This window comes from Vibrio sp. Vb1018 (assembly GCF_033338775.1).
GTDB lineage: Bacteria > Pseudomonadota > Gammaproteobacteria > Enterobacterales > Vibrionaceae > Vibrio > Vibrio alginolyticus.
The window spans coordinates 203,022-218,447 of sequence record NZ_JAWOTI010000007.1 but is presented as its reverse complement, the minus strand read 5'-3'; the positions used below and the strand labels follow the sequence as shown (position 1 = coordinate 218,447).

Sequence of the window (15,426 nt, the reverse complement as noted above, 5' to 3'; positions counted from 1 at the left end):
TTAAAATACAAAACGCCCGATGAAGTACATCGAGCGTTTTAGTTAAAAAGTGTCAACCCATATCAGGACGGGTCAAGAAAGCTTGAACTTACAGGCTCATTTCACCACGCAGTACTTGTTGCATTCTCTCTTTTACTTCTTCGTAAGAAAGGTTTTGGCTTAGAAGGTAGTGTAGTTTTGCCAGCGCCGCTTCGGGCGTCATGTCAAAGCCACTGATAACACCAGAGTCTGCGAGAGCACAACCTGTGGCATATCCGCCCATATTCACTTTACCTGCCAAACACTGAGTTAGGTTTACGACAATAACGCCGCGCTCAGAGGCTTCTTTCAGGTGACCAAGCAGCTCAGGGTTCTGAGGAGCATTACCGACACCAAAAGTCAGAAGAATCATCGCATTCACGGGCTGACGAAGCGTGTTGCGGATAACTTCGTGTGAAATACCAGGGTACATGGTGATCACACCGATTGGTTGTGGCGTGATGTTGTGAACCTTAAACTCGCCTTCTGGTTGTGCACCAACGGTTATGCTGTTGCTAACTTGAATATTGATCCCAGCTTCCAATAGTGGAGGAAGGTTTGGTGAAGTAAAGGCATTAAAACCGTCTGCATGAGATTTTGTGCTGCGGTTACCACGCATCAATTGATTATTGAAGAACAAAGTTACTTCGTTGATCGGGTAGTTTGCCGCAATATGTAGCGCGTTTAATAGGTTTGCTTGGCCGTCAGAACGCAGCTCTGCGAGAGGGATTTGTGAACCCGTTACAATCACTGGCTTACCAAGGTTTTCAAGCATGAAAGACAATGCGGACGCTGTGTACGCCATGGTGTCAGTACCATGTAGGATAACGAAACCATCGTATTTGTCATAGTTGTCACGAATATCATTCGCAATCTGCTGCCAGTCAGCAGGTGTCATATCTGATGAGTCAATCAGAGGGTCGTATTCGTGGATGGTGTAATCCGGCATTTCAGGACGATGGAATTCGGGCATGCTTGCTAATTGCTTTTCCATAAAGCCAGCAACAGGCACATAGCCGTGGTCGGATTTTTGCATTCCGATGGTACCACCGGTGTAAGCGATGTAGATGTGTTTTCTAGTCATCGTTTTTTCTTTCGTGTAGGGGAACAGAGGCGGGGATTATATACCTAAATAACCTTGAGATGCGAGGCTATACGCACAGCATCAGAAAGTCATCTGAGGAGATGCAAAGCCTAATAAAAAGGGCACTTCAAGTAGAAGTGCCCTTTGTAATATTGATGGAAAAACTACTGCACTTGGCAGTTCAAACAAAATGCGTATTGACCTTTAGGATCGTTGAAGCTTTGGAGCAAGCTTGCGTCTTGTTCGAATTGTTGAGCTACGGGTTGAAGACTTTTTGGTAGCAAGCTTGTTGCATCAATACCTAGAGAGACTTTCACCTGTTTCATAAACTCTTGTAGAAATAGTTCAGTAGGTGAAAGAGGCTCTTCTACCCAGTAAATGCCGTAATCGGTTACGTTCGCTAGTTTCGCCGCTAGCTCTACAGCATCATCAAAGTCACCCATTTGATCGACAAGACCAAAGGATAGTGCATCTTGGCCAGTCCAAACTCGACCTTGAGCAACTTTGTCAACTTCCTCTAGAGACATATCGCGATTCTCGCCAACTAGAGAAATAAAGCGCTTGTAACCGTGCTCGATACCTAATTGGAACACTTGAGACGCGCCCTCAGAAAGGCCAGTGGTAATACCGTCACCTGAGAACGGCGATGTGCCAACGCCATCAGTGTTAATACCTAACTTGCTAAAGCCTTTTTCAAACGTGGTGATGACACTAAATATACCAATGGAGCCCGTCAGGGTTGTTGGCTGAGCAACGATTTTGTCTGCGCTCATTGAAATCCAATAACCACCAGAAGCGGCCAAACTCGACATGGATACAACAACCGGCTTACCTGCTTGCTTCAGAGCTTCTACTTCGTTACGAATCACTTCAGAAGCAAAGGCACTGCCTCCTGGACTATCTACTCGTAACACGACCGCTTTCACTTTTTCATCATTGCGTGCTTGACGCAGCAAGCTTGCGACCGTGTCACCACCAACAGTTCCGCGAGGTTGTTGACCGTCCATAATCGCGCCACTTGCTAGAACAACGGCGATGTCGTGCTGAGGTAGTGTGTAATCGGGACGAATCGTTGCAAGGTAGTCGTAGTAACCAATCGCGTTGTAGCTGTCTTTGCCGTCACTACCAAACTGTTTTGCAAATAGAGTGCGAATGTCTTGGCGTGTCGCAAGTTCATCCACTAGCCCCAGTTTGACTGCGAGCTGAGCAATATCGCCATTTACAGACTTCATCTCGTTAATCAGCTCATCCATGGTTGGATTAAGCACTTTCGCATCAATGTTTCGGTTTGTTGTTACGTCATCAACAAAAGCACTCCATAATTGAGTAACCCAACGTGTTGCTGACTCTTTCGCCGCATCGGACATGTCATCACGAATAAACGGTTCGATAGCGGATTTATAAGTACCTACGCGAAAAACATGAGTAGAAACGTCAAGCTTTTCAAGTAACGTTTTGTAGTACATTGAGTAAGCGCTGTAACCTTTAATCAATACACCACCATCAGGTGCCAGATAAACTTTATCGGCGTAACTTGCCAAGTAATATTGGCTTTGGTTGTAGAAATCACCTACGGCGTAAACGGGTTTGCCTGACGCTTTAAATTCGTTCAACGCTTTCGCGATGTAACGTAGTTTCGTGAGATTTGTTTCTGGCATGTCTCGCAGTGCTAGCACTAATCCAGACACTTTAGGATCGTCTTTCGCGTAGCGAATAGTATCAACGATATCGAAAAGGACGTTTTCTTTCGGTAGCTCATTACCCAAAAGGGAACCAGCAAAAGAGTCCATTGGGTTTACATAACGTCTTTGTTCGACAATTGGGCCTGAAAGGTTCATCACCAATGCCGATTCTTTTTCGACGACAGGTTGACCGTCTCCGGTATAAGTAAAGGCAAAGTAGAAAACGGCAATCATCAGCAAGAAAATTAGGTTTGCCAGTGCGAGTCTGATGAAAGTGATACTTTTCCATATCCCTTTAAATATCAAACCAATAAATTTGAAGAGTTTTTTCATCTTGTCTCCATAACGAGATAGTTACGCCGAGTCTAACAAAGTATGGGTTCTTATCTCTAAGATCTCAAAAGATAACATTTTTTTAGCTTATCACGACCACTCAACAATTGGCATATTTTCACACGAGATTGATCGGTGTTACAAAAATGTAAACGCTTGTTTGATTTTTTGGTTGAGCAGGCTTAATCTGGTCAGACCATGATAATAACAATGGATGTTAAGTGATGTCTGCCATGTACCCAAACCTATTAAAGCCACTGGATCTCGGTTTCACACAATTACGAAACCGAGTTCTGATGGGATCAATGCACACGGGCTTAGAAGAGCACAAAGAAGGATTACAGAAGCTCGCTGCTTTTTATGAAGAACGCGCGAAAGGCGGTGTCGGACTGATTGTAACCGGAGGTTTTTCTCCTAACTTACGCGGTCGTTTACACCCGTTGAGTGCTGAATTCAGCAAGCCAAAACATGCTAAAGCCCATAAAGTTGTGACAGAAGCGGTGCACAAGCACGGTGGTAAAATTGCGTTGCAAATTCTCCATGCTGGGCGTTATGCAATGCATCCATTCTCGCAAAGTGCATCTGGCATTAAAGCGCCGATTGCAAAGTTTGCTCCGAGTGAAATGAGCGACCGCCAGATAAAGAAAACCATCGACGCGTTTGCTAATAGTGCGGAGTTAGCACAGCTTGCTGGTTATGATGGCGTCGAGTTAATGGGCTCGGAAGGTTACTTGATAAACCAATTCTTATGTAAACGTACTAATATGCGTTACGACGAATGGGGTGGCAGCTATAAAAAACGTATGCGTTTTCCGCTAGAAATTGTTAAAGCGGTACGCAAGGCGGTGGGTGACAAGTTCATCATCATCTTCCGTCTTTCTATGCTGGATCTTGTCGAGCAGGGCAGCACTTTTGAAGACGTTATCGAATTGGCGAAAGCACTTGAAGAGGCTGGCGTCACGATTATTAATACGGGTATCGGTTGGCATGAGGCTCGAATTCCGACCATTGCGACTCAAGTACCACGTGGTGCGTTTACATGGGTTACGGAAAAAGTTAAACCTCACGTTTCGGTTCCTATTATCACTTGCAACCGTATAAATACGCCAGATGAAGCAGAACGCATTTTATCTTCAGGTCATGCCGACATGGTTTCGATGGCGCGCCCATTCTTGGCCGATCCTTACTTTGTTGCTAAAGCCGAACAGGAAAAAGCGCAGCTTATTAATACGTGTATTGGTTGTAATCAGGCGTGTCTAGATAACGTGTTTAAAGGTAAGCGCGCCAGTTGCTTAGTGAACCCTCTAGCGTGCTATGAAACCGAAATTGTTGTTGAACCAGCCTTTAAGAAGAAAAACATTGCAGTTGTTGGTGCTGGCCCTGCGGGCTTGGCTTGTGCGACCACACTGGCTGAACGTGGCCATAAGGTTGATTTGTTCGAAAAGAACGACCGCATCGGTGGTCAGTTCCGTCTTGCGATGCAGATCCCTGGTAAGGAAGAGTTTCGAGAGACGATACGATATTTCGCTAACCGTATTGATGAAACAGGCGTGAATCTGCACTTATCGACGGAAGCGAACTATGACTTACTCACAGAGTACGATGAGATAGTGATGGCATCGGGTGTTGAGCCACGTAAAGTCAATATTGATGGAATTGATAACCCAGAGAAAGTCGTCGACTATCAAACTCTCATTCGAGACAAAACGCCAGTCGGTGAGAAAGTGGCTATCGTTGGTGCTGGTGGCATTGGCGTAGATGTCGCGACCATGCTCACAGAGCCAGTTGGACAAACGTTGGATGACTGGTTGCATGAATGGGGAATCGACAAGGAGATGTCTCAGCCGGGTGGTTTATACCCTTACCCTGATGCGGTTAGCGATAAAGAAGTCTGGGTACTTCAGCGTCGTAAAGGTCGTGTAGGTAAAGGTCCGGGTAAAACGACAGGTTGGATCCATAAACGTACCCTTGAAAAACGGGGCGTACATTTAGTCGGTGGTGTGTCTTACGATAAAATTGATGATCAAGGTTTGCACATTCATGTAGATGGAAAAGAACAATTATTGAACGCGGACAAAGTCGTCATTTGTGCGGGGCAAGAGTCTGTTCGTCCATTTGAAGATAAATGGTCTGAACTCGGAGAGAAGATTCATATCATTGGCGGAGCTGACCATGCGGGTGAACTTGATGCTGTGCGTGCGATTCGTCAAGGTGTTAAATTGGCGGTAAAACTCTAGCCTTTTAATGTGTGTTTACCATAAAAGCTGCGCTTTGAGCGCAGCTTTTTTGTATAGAACTAGTCACTGATATCTGGCAGTTGTTTGGCCATTACCACGCCAGCAAAAGTAATAAAAGAGAACACTAACACCACAGCTGAAAGGCTCAAGAAGTTCGACATAACACCAAGAGAGCTCATTAGAAGCAGCATTATCCCAACCACTGTGTTACTCACGGCTACATAGCTCGTCCGTTTGTCACCTTCTGCGATATCAACTAAATAGGTTTTTCGTCCGACTCGTATTCCGTCGTGGGCAATACAAACACAAAAGTAAAGCAGAGGAATCACGAATAGGAAGCTTTGGCTAGCGGTGACCCATGTATCGTAAATAAATAACACAACACCAAGTAGCGCGCTCATCATTGCGCCTATGACCATCACACTGCGGCTGGAGCGATCGGACATTCTTCCCCAGAAAGGACCTGACACAAAGGAGGCTAAGCCACTCGCAAACATAAAGAGAGCTAGCACCCAGAGCTGTCCACCCAGAGATTGCTGTGCCAGCACAACGTAGTACGGTGCACTCAGCGCAGAACATAAAAATAGTGTCCGCGTGATAACGAATCGACGAAAGGTCACGTCTGTCTTAAGTAACGCGAGTTGTTTAAATGCTTCGAGGACGCCATTTCGACCACCGTCTACCTCACCGGCATACTCATTAATTCGCGCATAGACGAATGCCGCGATGAGCCATATGACGCCCGCTAAGCCTAAACTCAGACCGTAAAAGCGCTCTGTCGGCTCTACGTCCCATAACCAGGCTAGTGCCAGAAGGCTCGCGAAAAGCAGCGTAACCAGGCCAGCAGCGCTTGAAGACCAGCCGTTGACTTGACCTCGTTGGTTTTTAGGGATGGTTTTGCCCAATACATCTTTTGATGCGACGGAATTTAAACCGCGTGAGAGGCTGAAGATCACAAGGCATGCAATCACACCATAACCCGCAGCTGCTCCTGTTAGAGTTAATGCGACCAATCCGATTGCAAATATGGAAAGAGCCTGCAAGATACTGCCAATTACCCAGACCCATTTTCTTACTGGAATGCGTCGGATGTAGTGCGCGATGCTAAGTTGTGGGATAAGGGATCCTGACTCACGAATAGGAACCAGCCAACCAATTAAGTAAACCGGAGCCCCGAGACTTTGTAGTATCCACGGCAACGTGACTTTAGGATTGATTAACGCATCGCCGACTTTCGTTAAAAACTGAGCGAGAATGATTTTAAGAAAGTTGCCGGGAACTTGATGACAAGCTGATTCAGGAATCGCCTTACAGGCACGGGCATCTTCGTCATTAACGATCTTTTCGTAAATGCTGTTTTGTTTGTCCTTGTTCATCAACCTGCCTATGTTCAACTTATTCATTTCGCGAATAAATTAACATTAAACCCAGATTGATGTTAAGTGAAGCACGTTATCAAGCCCACAGAAAACCGGTTGTTATTCGCAGGAGCAGATTGTGCTAAAGTGGCGTAAACAAAATAACAACGATATTCAATAAGGATTCTTTCATGGACGCTCTCGATCTTTTGCTCAATCGCCGATCTATCGCGAAGTTATCCGCGCCTGCACCAGAAGGTAAAGCTCTTGAGAACATCATTCGTGCTGGCCTTCGTGCGCCTGACCATGCGGGATTAACCCCTTGGCGTTTCGTTATCGCACAGGGCGATGGTTTGAAAAAACTGTCAGATATCTTGGTAAAAGCGGCAGAAGCTGAAAATAGTGATGAAGCGGTGGTCGAAAAGGTAAAGAATGCCCCATTTCGCGCACCAATGGTGATCACGGTGATTGCTAAAGTAACAGAACATGAGAAAGTACCAGCACTAGAGCAACACTTATCTGCGGGATGCGCTGTACAAGCGATGCAAATGGCAGCCGTAGCGCAAGGCTTTCAAGGGTTTTGGCGCTCAGGTAAGTGGATGTTCCATCCAGAAGTTCATCAAGCATTTGGTTTAGAAGGTGACGATGAGATTGTTGGTTTCTTGTACTTAGGCACGCCTGGTTGTACACCGATGAAAGTTCCTGAGCGTGACCTTTCTCAGTTTGTTGAATTTCTATAACTGAAAACTTAAATAAACTGACTGTTTATTTATACAGTTTTTCTTGATTTATTAGGGCTACATTCGTTAATGTGGCCCTAATTATATTTATTTCCAAAACGTTATGTCTCGTCTGTTTATTGCTGAAAAACCAAGTTTAGGCCGTGCGATTGCCGCTGCACTGCCAAACCCTCAAAAGAAAGATCAAGGATTCATCCGCTGTGGGAACGGGGATATCGTTACTTGGTGTATCGGCCACTTACTCGAACAGGTCGAACCCGACGCTTACGATGAGCGTTACAAAAAGTGGAATATGGCAGATTTACCAATTGTTCCGCAGCAATGGCAGCTCAGACCGAGGAAAAGCGCAAGTAAGCAATTAACAGTGATTCGTAAATTGCTCAAAGAAGCTAAAGAAGTCATTCATGCAGGAGACCCAGATCGAGAGGGTCAGCTGTTAGTTGATGAAGTTCTGGACTATTGCAAGTTATCTAAAACCAAGAAGGAATCCACACAGCGTTTGCTGATTTCCGACTTGAACTTACCTGCGGTGAAACGCGCACTCAGTTCTATGCGCAGTAATCGCGAGTTTATCCCACTTTCAGTTTCTGCATTGGCTCGCTCTCGGGCTGATTGGTTGTATGGCATGAACATGTCTCGTGCTTATACCTTGCTTGGTCAAAAAGCAGGGTATCAAGGTGTTCTCTCGGTAGGGCGAGTGCAAACGCCAGTTCTTGGCTTAGTGGTGCGTCGTGATGAGGAAATCGAAAACTTTGTCCCGAAGGACTATTTTACCCTAAATGCTCTGATCCCATATCAAGATGCCAATGGTACTTTTGATATTCGTGCTCGTTGGAAGCCAAGTGAGGCATGCAAGCCTTGGCAGGATGAAGAAGGGCGAGTGTTAAACCGTAAGTTAGTGGAAAACGTTGCAAACCGTATTGCAAATCAACTCGCGAAAGTGACGGAGTCGGAACAAAAGCAAACCAAGCAATCAGCACCATTACCTTATTCATTATCTGCTTTACAGATCGATGCAGCGAAGCGCTATGGTATGAGTGCGCAACAAGTACTAGATACTTGTCAGGCATTGTATGAAAAGCACAAGCTGATCACTTACCCGCGTTCAGATTGTCGCTATTTACCGATGGAACACTACTCACAAGCAGGGACGGTGACAACTGCTATTGCGAACAACGCAAAAGAGTTGCAAGGTGCGGTTCAGGGAGCAGACTTAACATTAAAGTCCAAAGCCTGGAACGATAAAAAAGTGGATGCGCACCATGCGATTATCCCTACACCAAAACAAGCTAATGTGAATGCGCTTTCGGGCAATGAGATGAAGGTGTATCAATTGATTGCGCGCCAGTACCTCATGCAGTTCTATCTGGCGGCGGTTTACGCAGAAGCGAAATTGGTTTTCGATATCGCTGGTGGTACGTTTGTCGCGAAAGGTCGTCAGTTAGTTTCGCCGGGTTGGAAAGCGCTAATGGGCAAAACTGACAAGGAAAATGAAGGTATTGATGCTGTGCCACCGCTACCCGAAGGCACCGTGTTAACTTGTCGTGAAGGGGAAATAAAAGACCGAAAAACCGAGCCACCAAAGCATTTTACCGAGGCATCGTTGTTGCAAGCGATGACCGGGATCGCCCGTTACGTTGCGGATAAAGAACTGAAAAAAATCCTTCGTGACACTGATGGGCTAGGCACGGAAGCGACTCGCGCTGGTATTTTGGACACGCTGTTCAAACGCCAACTGCTTACGCGTCAAGGTAAGTCAATTCTCAGTTCTCCTGCGGGAAGAGGTCTCATTCATGCCTTGCCAGAAGATTCAACATACCCTGATATGACGGCTCATTGGGAGCACCAGTTACAAGGTATGGCAGAGAGAAATCAAGCATATCAGCCGTTCATGCAAGCACTGGAACAACGCATTGATAGCTTGATGGCACAAGTAAAAGCAGGCCCTATCCCTGATTCATTACGTCATCTACCCAAGGTGGAACGTCCTGCGTTTAAACGTAAAAAGCGCAGTTATTCAAAGAATGGTGGCGCGACTAAATCTCGTGCAACCAAAGGTAAGCAGGCATAGGACAAGCGCGGTGTAATTAAACACCGCGCATGCTTGAAAATAGATTACTCGAACAGGTCACCGTGGTTTTGGATCGCGCCTCTTACTTCACCTTGAGTTAACACGCGTTTGTCCAGTACCTCTTTCACCTGGTTGCCCAAGTCAACTAATGTATCTCGATTCGCTTGAGTTTGGCGTTTACCAGCACTTCTCAAGCAGTAATTTAGTTCGTGCTCTTCGCTAAAATTAACCAAATCCCTATCTGCTGCCATCGTGCTTTCTCCTTATTTGTTCTACTTTTTCCTAAGTCTGGATTGGATGTAGATAAATTCAAGTTAGATTGCGTGAATTATGCTGGTGGATCACTGATGAACATTATGTTTGCCAACCAAGTCACGATTATGAAGCCTGGCTTTGATGGTATTTGGTTTAGTGATGGTTGTGTCTTAATGCTGCTACCAAGGTAACTCAGTACCATCGTAGTTAATAAATCGACCTGAAAGCTGCGGTGTGCTCAGCTCTATCACGTTCGCTAGGCCTTGCGCGGAGGTTTGCGTATCTATCAAAGCATTTGGCCCGCCCATCGCCGTTTTTACCCAACCAGGGTGAAGCGCTAAAACGGTAAATCCTTCAGGTGTTAAATCATTACTTAAGCTTTTCACAACCGAGTTAAGCGCCGCTTTCGATGAGCGATAAATATAACCGCCACCGGACGTATTTTCGGTCATGCTCCCCACTTTTGATGAGATACAAGCAATCTTTTTTATCTTGCCTTGTTGTAAGCGAGGGTAACAGTGCTCAACCAGTTTTAACGGTGCAATGGTGTTTACTTCGAAGGCTTTACGCCATTCTTCTACGTCAGTGTTTCCAAAGCCATATCCCTTGGGGCCGTAATATCCTGCATTATTGATGAGTAAGTCGATGGCAGGGAGTTTATCGGCAAGCTTAGCGACTTGTTCGTAGTGAGTGACATCCAGTTCGTGCAAAACCAGATTACTGAATTGTGAGGCTAGAGTTTGTAGTTCTGAACTGTTCTCTAAGGAACGGCTAGTAGCATGTACTTGGTGGCCTTGCTTCAGGTACAGCTCAGTTAAGCTAAGGCCAATGCCGCGATTTGCTCCGGTAATAAAGACGGTTTGACTCATACAAACACCTATGTTTTTTTGATTTCAGTTGAAAGTCATTGTGTTAGTTAAGCACAATAAAATCAACCAACCACCACGCACCAACAACAAGAGATGAAAATAGGGACAGGGCACAAAGAGAGCCAAACAGTGCGCCGAGAATAGCAAAGAAAGTAGAATTCATATGTATATTAAATTTAATTGATATTGAAAATCATTATCAATTAAATTGCGTTTTATTCAACCCTTTAAGTTGATACTATTTCGTTACCATTGTTATTAAGAATTTCTCATGCTGCCATTTATCTACCACCCGATTTATTCTCAACTTGAGTTGCCAGAGGGGCATCGTTACCCAATTATGAAATACCAGTACCTCTATGAATCGGTATTGGTGCATATGGAGAAAGATAACTGGAAAGAGCACACGCAGTTTTTCCAGCCCGAAGCATTAACTGTTGGGGAAGTAAAACGTGTTCATGACGAGGAATACGTCGAGTTACTTGTTAGTGGAAACATGCCAGCTGCGAAGATGCGCCGAATAGGTTTTCCTTGGAGTGAGTCTCTCATTACCAGAACGCTAACTTCAGCAGCGGGCACGGCTCTGACCGCAAAAAAGGCACTTGAGTACGGTGTGGCCATTCATTTGAGTGGTGGGTATCACCACGCACACAAAGAGTTTGGGAGTGGTTTTTGTTTATTTAATGACTTAGTGATCGCGGCCAGGCAAGCGCTCGAAGTCGAGCATGTCGATAAAGTATTGATCATTGATAGTGATGTTCACCATGGGGATGGAACAGCAACTTTATGTGACGATGAGCCAGATATCATCACGCTTTCTTTCCACTGTGATAAAAACTTCCCAGCGAGGAAGCCTCAGTCTGACCTCGATGTGCCTATGGTGCGAGGAACAGGTGATGAGGATTTTTTAATGGCGTTTAAAGAAGTGGTCGATATGGCACTTAATCTTCATCGCCCTGATTTGGTTATCTACGATGCTGGTGTCGATATACATCAAGACGATGAGCTTGGATATTTTGATGTGTCGACGCAAGGGATTTTAGAACGTGATAGATTTTTAATGCAAACAGTGAAATCTCGAGGTATCCCTGTCGCAGCTGTCGTTGGAGGTGGATATCGAACGAATCATGCTGACCTCGTCCCAATTCATTTGCAGCTTATCAATGCCGCTAAAGAAGTCTTTATTGATGAGTAGATACAACTAGATGTAAATATCAAATTGATTCAACACTGGAACGAACGAAAAGGGCATTAATTTTTTGTGGGTTCTTTCAGAGTGTGGCGGAGTGCTTAGTTGCGTTCAAGAAGTGATAAGTGATTTGTACAAATCTTTTAAGTCTGGAGATGCGAAAAAGCCCGCTAATTTCTTAGCGGGCTTTTTCTAAAAGTGGCGGAGAGATAGGGATTTGAACCCTAGATACGCTATTAACGTATGCCGGTTTTCAAGACCGGTGCTTTCAACCACTCAGCCATCTCTCCGTTGTTGAGGCGCATAATATAAGGCTTTGAAAATGTTGTAAACCCCTAGTTGAACTGATTGGATGTTTACTGCGCAAATTTATGGTTTGTGTTGTTTAAATAAACAAAAACTCCCCCCAAAAGGGGAGTTTGAATAGTATATGGATTGCTAGGTATTAATCGTTTTTAGAATAAAAACGCTGTAACTCAGTTAAACCTTGCATCAAAACTGGCAACTTCGGTGCATCATCTCGAAGTCGTTTGTAGTTTTTGTCATACAGCTTGTAGTTGCCAAACTTATCGATCACTGTGGTTTGTGAGCTAGTAATTAAGGCAAGCTCGCGAGTATCGCCCGCCAAGATCCAGCGACGACGGCTTTCATCGAATAGGTTGCGACCACTACTGTAATCATATGGGTTGGAAGATACGCCGAGCATATCTTGCAACAGTGTAACTGAGAGGTCCAAGTGACTTGTGCTGTGATTAAATTCGCCAGCCAGCATTCCAGGCCAATGGATCACCATCGGAACTTGTAATTGATAACGGCTGTAGTTGCTGTTTGCTCCCCAGCTGTTCGTATTGGTTTCGTTAAATTCACTACCGTGATTAGAAGTGATGATTACGATGGTGTTTGTCAGTTGTCCCGTCGTTTCTAGTTCATCAATAATACCGGCGATAGTTCTATCCGCCGACTTCACTGCATATTCATAAGCTTTTTTGAATCGCTCACTTGCGGGCATTTCTTCGTCATTATTTGAAGGAATCGATTCAAAATTATCAACGGTGGTGACTTCGATGTAACTAAACCATGGCTGACTTGCTTTCTCTGCTAACCATGTATTCCAGTTTGCGATAGATTGTTTATCGGTATGAGCTTGCGTGCCATCTAGGTCTTCCGCTAAGTTCAAGTCGCGGAAAATAATTTCTGAGTAGAGATCATCTTCAAACCCACTGCCACTGAATAAACCAAAGTTGTAGCCCTGATCTTTCAGTACATCGAGCAATACTGGGGACGCACCTTGCGCCTTGATGCTTGATGCATAACTGGTCGGTAAGCCATAGAACAAACCAAAGGCCCCGTATGTATCATTACTTGAGCTGTAATGATTACGGAAGTTCTGATTGTTTTCAGCAAACTCATAGAGGTTAGGCATCTCTTCTTGGTTAAGCGCATCCGCTCGTAAATTGTTTATGCTGATCATCAACACATTGAGCTTATTAACTCGGCGGTTAAACTCAAGCTTTTCAAGAGGGTAGTTGACTAACTCTACGTTGCCTTCGTTTTCTGCTAAACGTTTTAGGTATTCCTCACGGTCAAGTAGACCATGTTTTTCCATAAAACTCTTCGCCGTCATCGGGTAAGACAACGGGAAGTTTGAACGCTGGCTAGTAATTGGGTTGTAAAAATACGCATCTGCCCAAATGTAAACCAAATGGCTGGTCATAAAGCTGAGGAAAAAGACGGCCGCGAGAGGGCGTCCTACGTGCTTATGAGATAGTTTGCGCTGTTTTCGCCATACCCATTCGGATAGTGCGAGTTGAATAAGGAAGATCAGCGGCATCACAACAAATAAATGTTGTAGGTCAGTGCTGAGTGCACTTTTGTCTTCGCTGAATAGTAACTCCCAGACAACGGGAGTTAAGTGCAAATTGATCGACTGATACGCTTGGGTATCAATTAATAATATGGTTTGCCCAACGGTTGCGAAAATCACTGCCACCAAACGGAACAATTTCCGCGATGGCAGGATAAACGTCAACGGGAATAGAACAAGCAAGTAAAGTGCGAAAACTAGAAAGCCAAAGTGACCAACCCAAGAAACCGCCAGATAAAACTGACCAAGTAACGTCTCGGGCCAAGGAGACTGAACAATGTAGCGTGTGCCTATCAACATCGACGCAACGATATTGAAGAATGCAAACCAGTGACCCCAACCAACTAGTCGAGATACACGTTCGCCGTATGAGTTTCCGCTGTCTACCATGTATGTGTTCTATTGTCCGTGATTAGTGTGTTTTTGGTGTTTCTAAAGAAGACATCAGCGCCTGAGCAAATTTTTCAGCAATCGCTTTGCGTTGTGAAGCAGCAACACGTTGATTTAAGACATTGGTTGCGATATTTCCGGCAATCATTAGCGTCAACTCAGGAGAAGCAGCGTGTTTTTCAAGAACTGTTGCTACTTCAGCAAGAATTTTTTCTACTTGCTCGTCAGTATATTTAGATGTAATCGGCATAAAGACTCTAATAATGATAGTAAAAGCGGCTTATGATAACCTACAATGCCCATCAACTAAAACCTTGTAGCAAGATAAAATCACTATGAGTCTTCATCTTTCAAACGTTATTCTGCATCAACTGTGCAAAAACGATCAGGACGAGCTGGTTGTAAACTTTCGTCCAGCATCATTAGAGAACGATGCATCTACAGAAAACTTAGTCGCTGAGCTTCACCGAGTATTCCATTCTAAAGCTGGTAAAGGTTTTGGCGCTTTCCAGTCAGACAGCGAATTTCAATTTTGGCTTCAAGAAATGCGCAAAGGAGAGCGAGATTTTTACGACTTCTCACAAATTAGTGCAAATCGCTTGAAAGAAGAGTTGATTAAGTACCCATTTGCGGATGAAGGTATCTTGGTTTTCGCAGAGTATCAGAGTTTAGCAACGGACTACTTGTTCATCGGTATCCTACCAATGAATCAAAGTTTAAAAGTGACCGAAGGTTTGGACATCAGTGCGACAGATTACTTAGATATCACCAAAATGGATATTGCCGCACGCATCGACCTGTCGAGCTACGAGACCGACAAGGAATCCAATCGTTATCTACAATACATTAAAGGACGCGTTGGCCGTAAAGTGGCGGACTTCTTCCTAGATTTTCTGCAAGCGGATATTGGCTTAGATACTAAACAACAAAACTTAGTGTTGATGCAGGCGGTGGATGATTTTTGTGCTGACTCGAAGCTAGAAAAGCAAGAAGTGAACGAGTACAAGAAACAAGTTTACGACTACTGCAATGAGCAAATTAAATCCGGTGATGAAGTTCAAATCTCAGAGCTTTCCGGAGAGCTTCCTCAAAGCCAAGATGGCACGAGCTTTATGGATTTCACCAAAGAGCAAGGGTACGAACTTGAAGAGTCTTTCCCAGGTGATCGTGCGACGGTTCGCAAACTGACTAAATTTGTTGGAGCTGGTGGTGGTTTGAATATTAGCTTCGATAGTCTCTTACTTGGCGAGCGTATTTTTTATGATCCAGAGACGGATACCTTAACGATTAAAGGGACGCCTCCAAATCTAAAAGATCAGTTAAGTCGCAATTAAAA

General features: G+C 44.6%; 12 protein-coding genes and 1 tRNA gene. 5 read left to right on the top strand and 8 right to left on the bottom strand.

Annotated elements, in window-relative coordinates:
* Positions 1 to 88: 88 nt before the first annotated feature.
* Both ansA and sppA read right to left on the bottom strand, forming a co-directional pair.
* Positions 89 to 1,102 (bottom strand): asparaginase, encoded by a 1,014-nt coding sequence (gene ansA / locus R7Z10_RS10300; RefSeq protein WP_005384922.1) that lies wholly within the window; start codon positions 1,100 to 1,102, stop codon positions 89 to 91.
* A 164-nt stretch (positions 1,103 to 1,266) separates the two neighbouring features.
* Complete coding sequence (sppA, locus tag R7Z10_RS10295) at positions 1,267 to 3,117, bottom strand: signal peptide peptidase SppA (protein WP_005380705.1); 1,851 nt, start codon at positions 3,115 to 3,117, stop codon at positions 1,267 to 1,269.
* A gap of 224 nt (positions 3,118 to 3,341) precedes the next feature.
* Here sppA and R7Z10_RS10290 point away from each other — a divergent pair, with 224 nt between their 5' ends.
* Positions 3,342 to 5,354 carry an NADPH-dependent 2,4-dienoyl-CoA reductase gene (locus R7Z10_RS10290; protein ID WP_025767194.1) on the top strand — a complete coding sequence of 671 codons (2,013 nt, stop codon included), beginning with the start codon at positions 3,342 to 3,344 and terminating at the stop codon, positions 5,352 to 5,354.
* A gap of 59 nt (positions 5,355 to 5,413) precedes the next feature.
* Here R7Z10_RS10290 and R7Z10_RS10285 read toward each other — a convergent pair whose 3' ends face one another.
* Positions 5,414 to 6,730 (bottom strand): MFS transporter, encoded by a 1,317-nt coding sequence (locus R7Z10_RS10285; protein WP_053306673.1) that lies wholly within the window; start codon positions 6,728 to 6,730, stop codon positions 5,414 to 5,416.
* A gap of 173 nt (positions 6,731 to 6,903) precedes the next feature.
* On the opposite strand from R7Z10_RS10285, the gene R7Z10_RS10280 reads away from it, so the two are divergent.
* Positions 6,904 to 7,452 (top strand): NAD(P)H nitroreductase, encoded by a 549-nt coding sequence (locus tag R7Z10_RS10280; protein WP_005380711.1) that lies wholly within the window; start codon positions 6,904 to 6,906, stop codon positions 7,450 to 7,452.
* 103 nt (positions 7,453 to 7,555) lie between these two features.
* A complete protein-coding gene (locus R7Z10_RS10275) occupies positions 7,556 to 9,523 on the top strand; it encodes a DNA topoisomerase III (RefSeq protein ID WP_318104797.1) in 1,968 nt (655 codons plus the stop codon).
* Between the two features lie 44 nt (positions 9,524 to 9,567).
* Here the strand turns inward: R7Z10_RS10275 and R7Z10_RS10270 are convergent, their stop codons facing one another.
* Both R7Z10_RS10270 and R7Z10_RS10265 read right to left on the bottom strand, forming a co-directional pair.
* Positions 9,568 to 9,774 (bottom strand): hypothetical protein, encoded by a 207-nt coding sequence (locus R7Z10_RS10270; protein WP_005380717.1) that lies wholly within the window; start codon positions 9,772 to 9,774, stop codon positions 9,568 to 9,570.
* 183 nt (positions 9,775 to 9,957) lie between these two features.
* Positions 9,958 to 10,647: an SDR family oxidoreductase gene (locus R7Z10_RS10265; protein ID WP_017635826.1), complete on the bottom strand. Its 690-nt coding sequence runs from the start codon at positions 10,645 to 10,647 to the stop codon at positions 9,958 to 9,960.
* A 271-nt stretch (positions 10,648 to 10,918) separates the two neighbouring features.
* Here R7Z10_RS10265 and R7Z10_RS10260 point away from each other — a divergent pair, with 271 nt between their 5' ends.
* Entirely contained in the window at positions 10,919 to 11,842 is a 924-nt protein-coding gene (locus R7Z10_RS10260) for a histone deacetylase (RefSeq protein WP_025767197.1), read from the top strand.
* 193 nt (positions 11,843 to 12,035) lie between these two features.
* On the opposite strand, the gene R7Z10_RS10255 is transcribed toward R7Z10_RS10260, so the two are convergent.
* The 3 genes from R7Z10_RS10255 to R7Z10_RS10245 form a co-directional block, all read right to left on the bottom strand.
* Positions 12,036 to 12,126 (bottom strand) — tRNA-Ser (locus tag R7Z10_RS10255).
* 155 nt (positions 12,127 to 12,281) lie between these two features.
* Entirely contained in the window at positions 12,282 to 14,090 is a 1,809-nt protein-coding gene (locus tag R7Z10_RS10250) for a DUF3413 domain-containing protein (RefSeq protein WP_005380721.1), read from the bottom strand.
* A gap of 22 nt (positions 14,091 to 14,112) precedes the next feature.
* The gene (locus tag R7Z10_RS10245) at positions 14,113 to 14,340 is read right to left on the bottom strand and encodes a YejL family protein (RefSeq protein ID WP_005380722.1); all 228 of its coding nucleotides are present in this window, start codon (positions 14,338 to 14,340) and stop codon (positions 14,113 to 14,115) included.
* Positions 14,341 to 14,425: 85 nt separating this feature from the next.
* On the opposite strand from R7Z10_RS10245, the gene yejK reads away from it, so the two are divergent.
* Entirely contained in the window at positions 14,426 to 15,424 is a 999-nt protein-coding gene (yejK, locus tag R7Z10_RS10240) for a nucleoid-associated protein YejK (RefSeq protein WP_005380723.1), read from the top strand.
* Positions 15,425 to 15,426 lie beyond the last annotated feature (2 nt).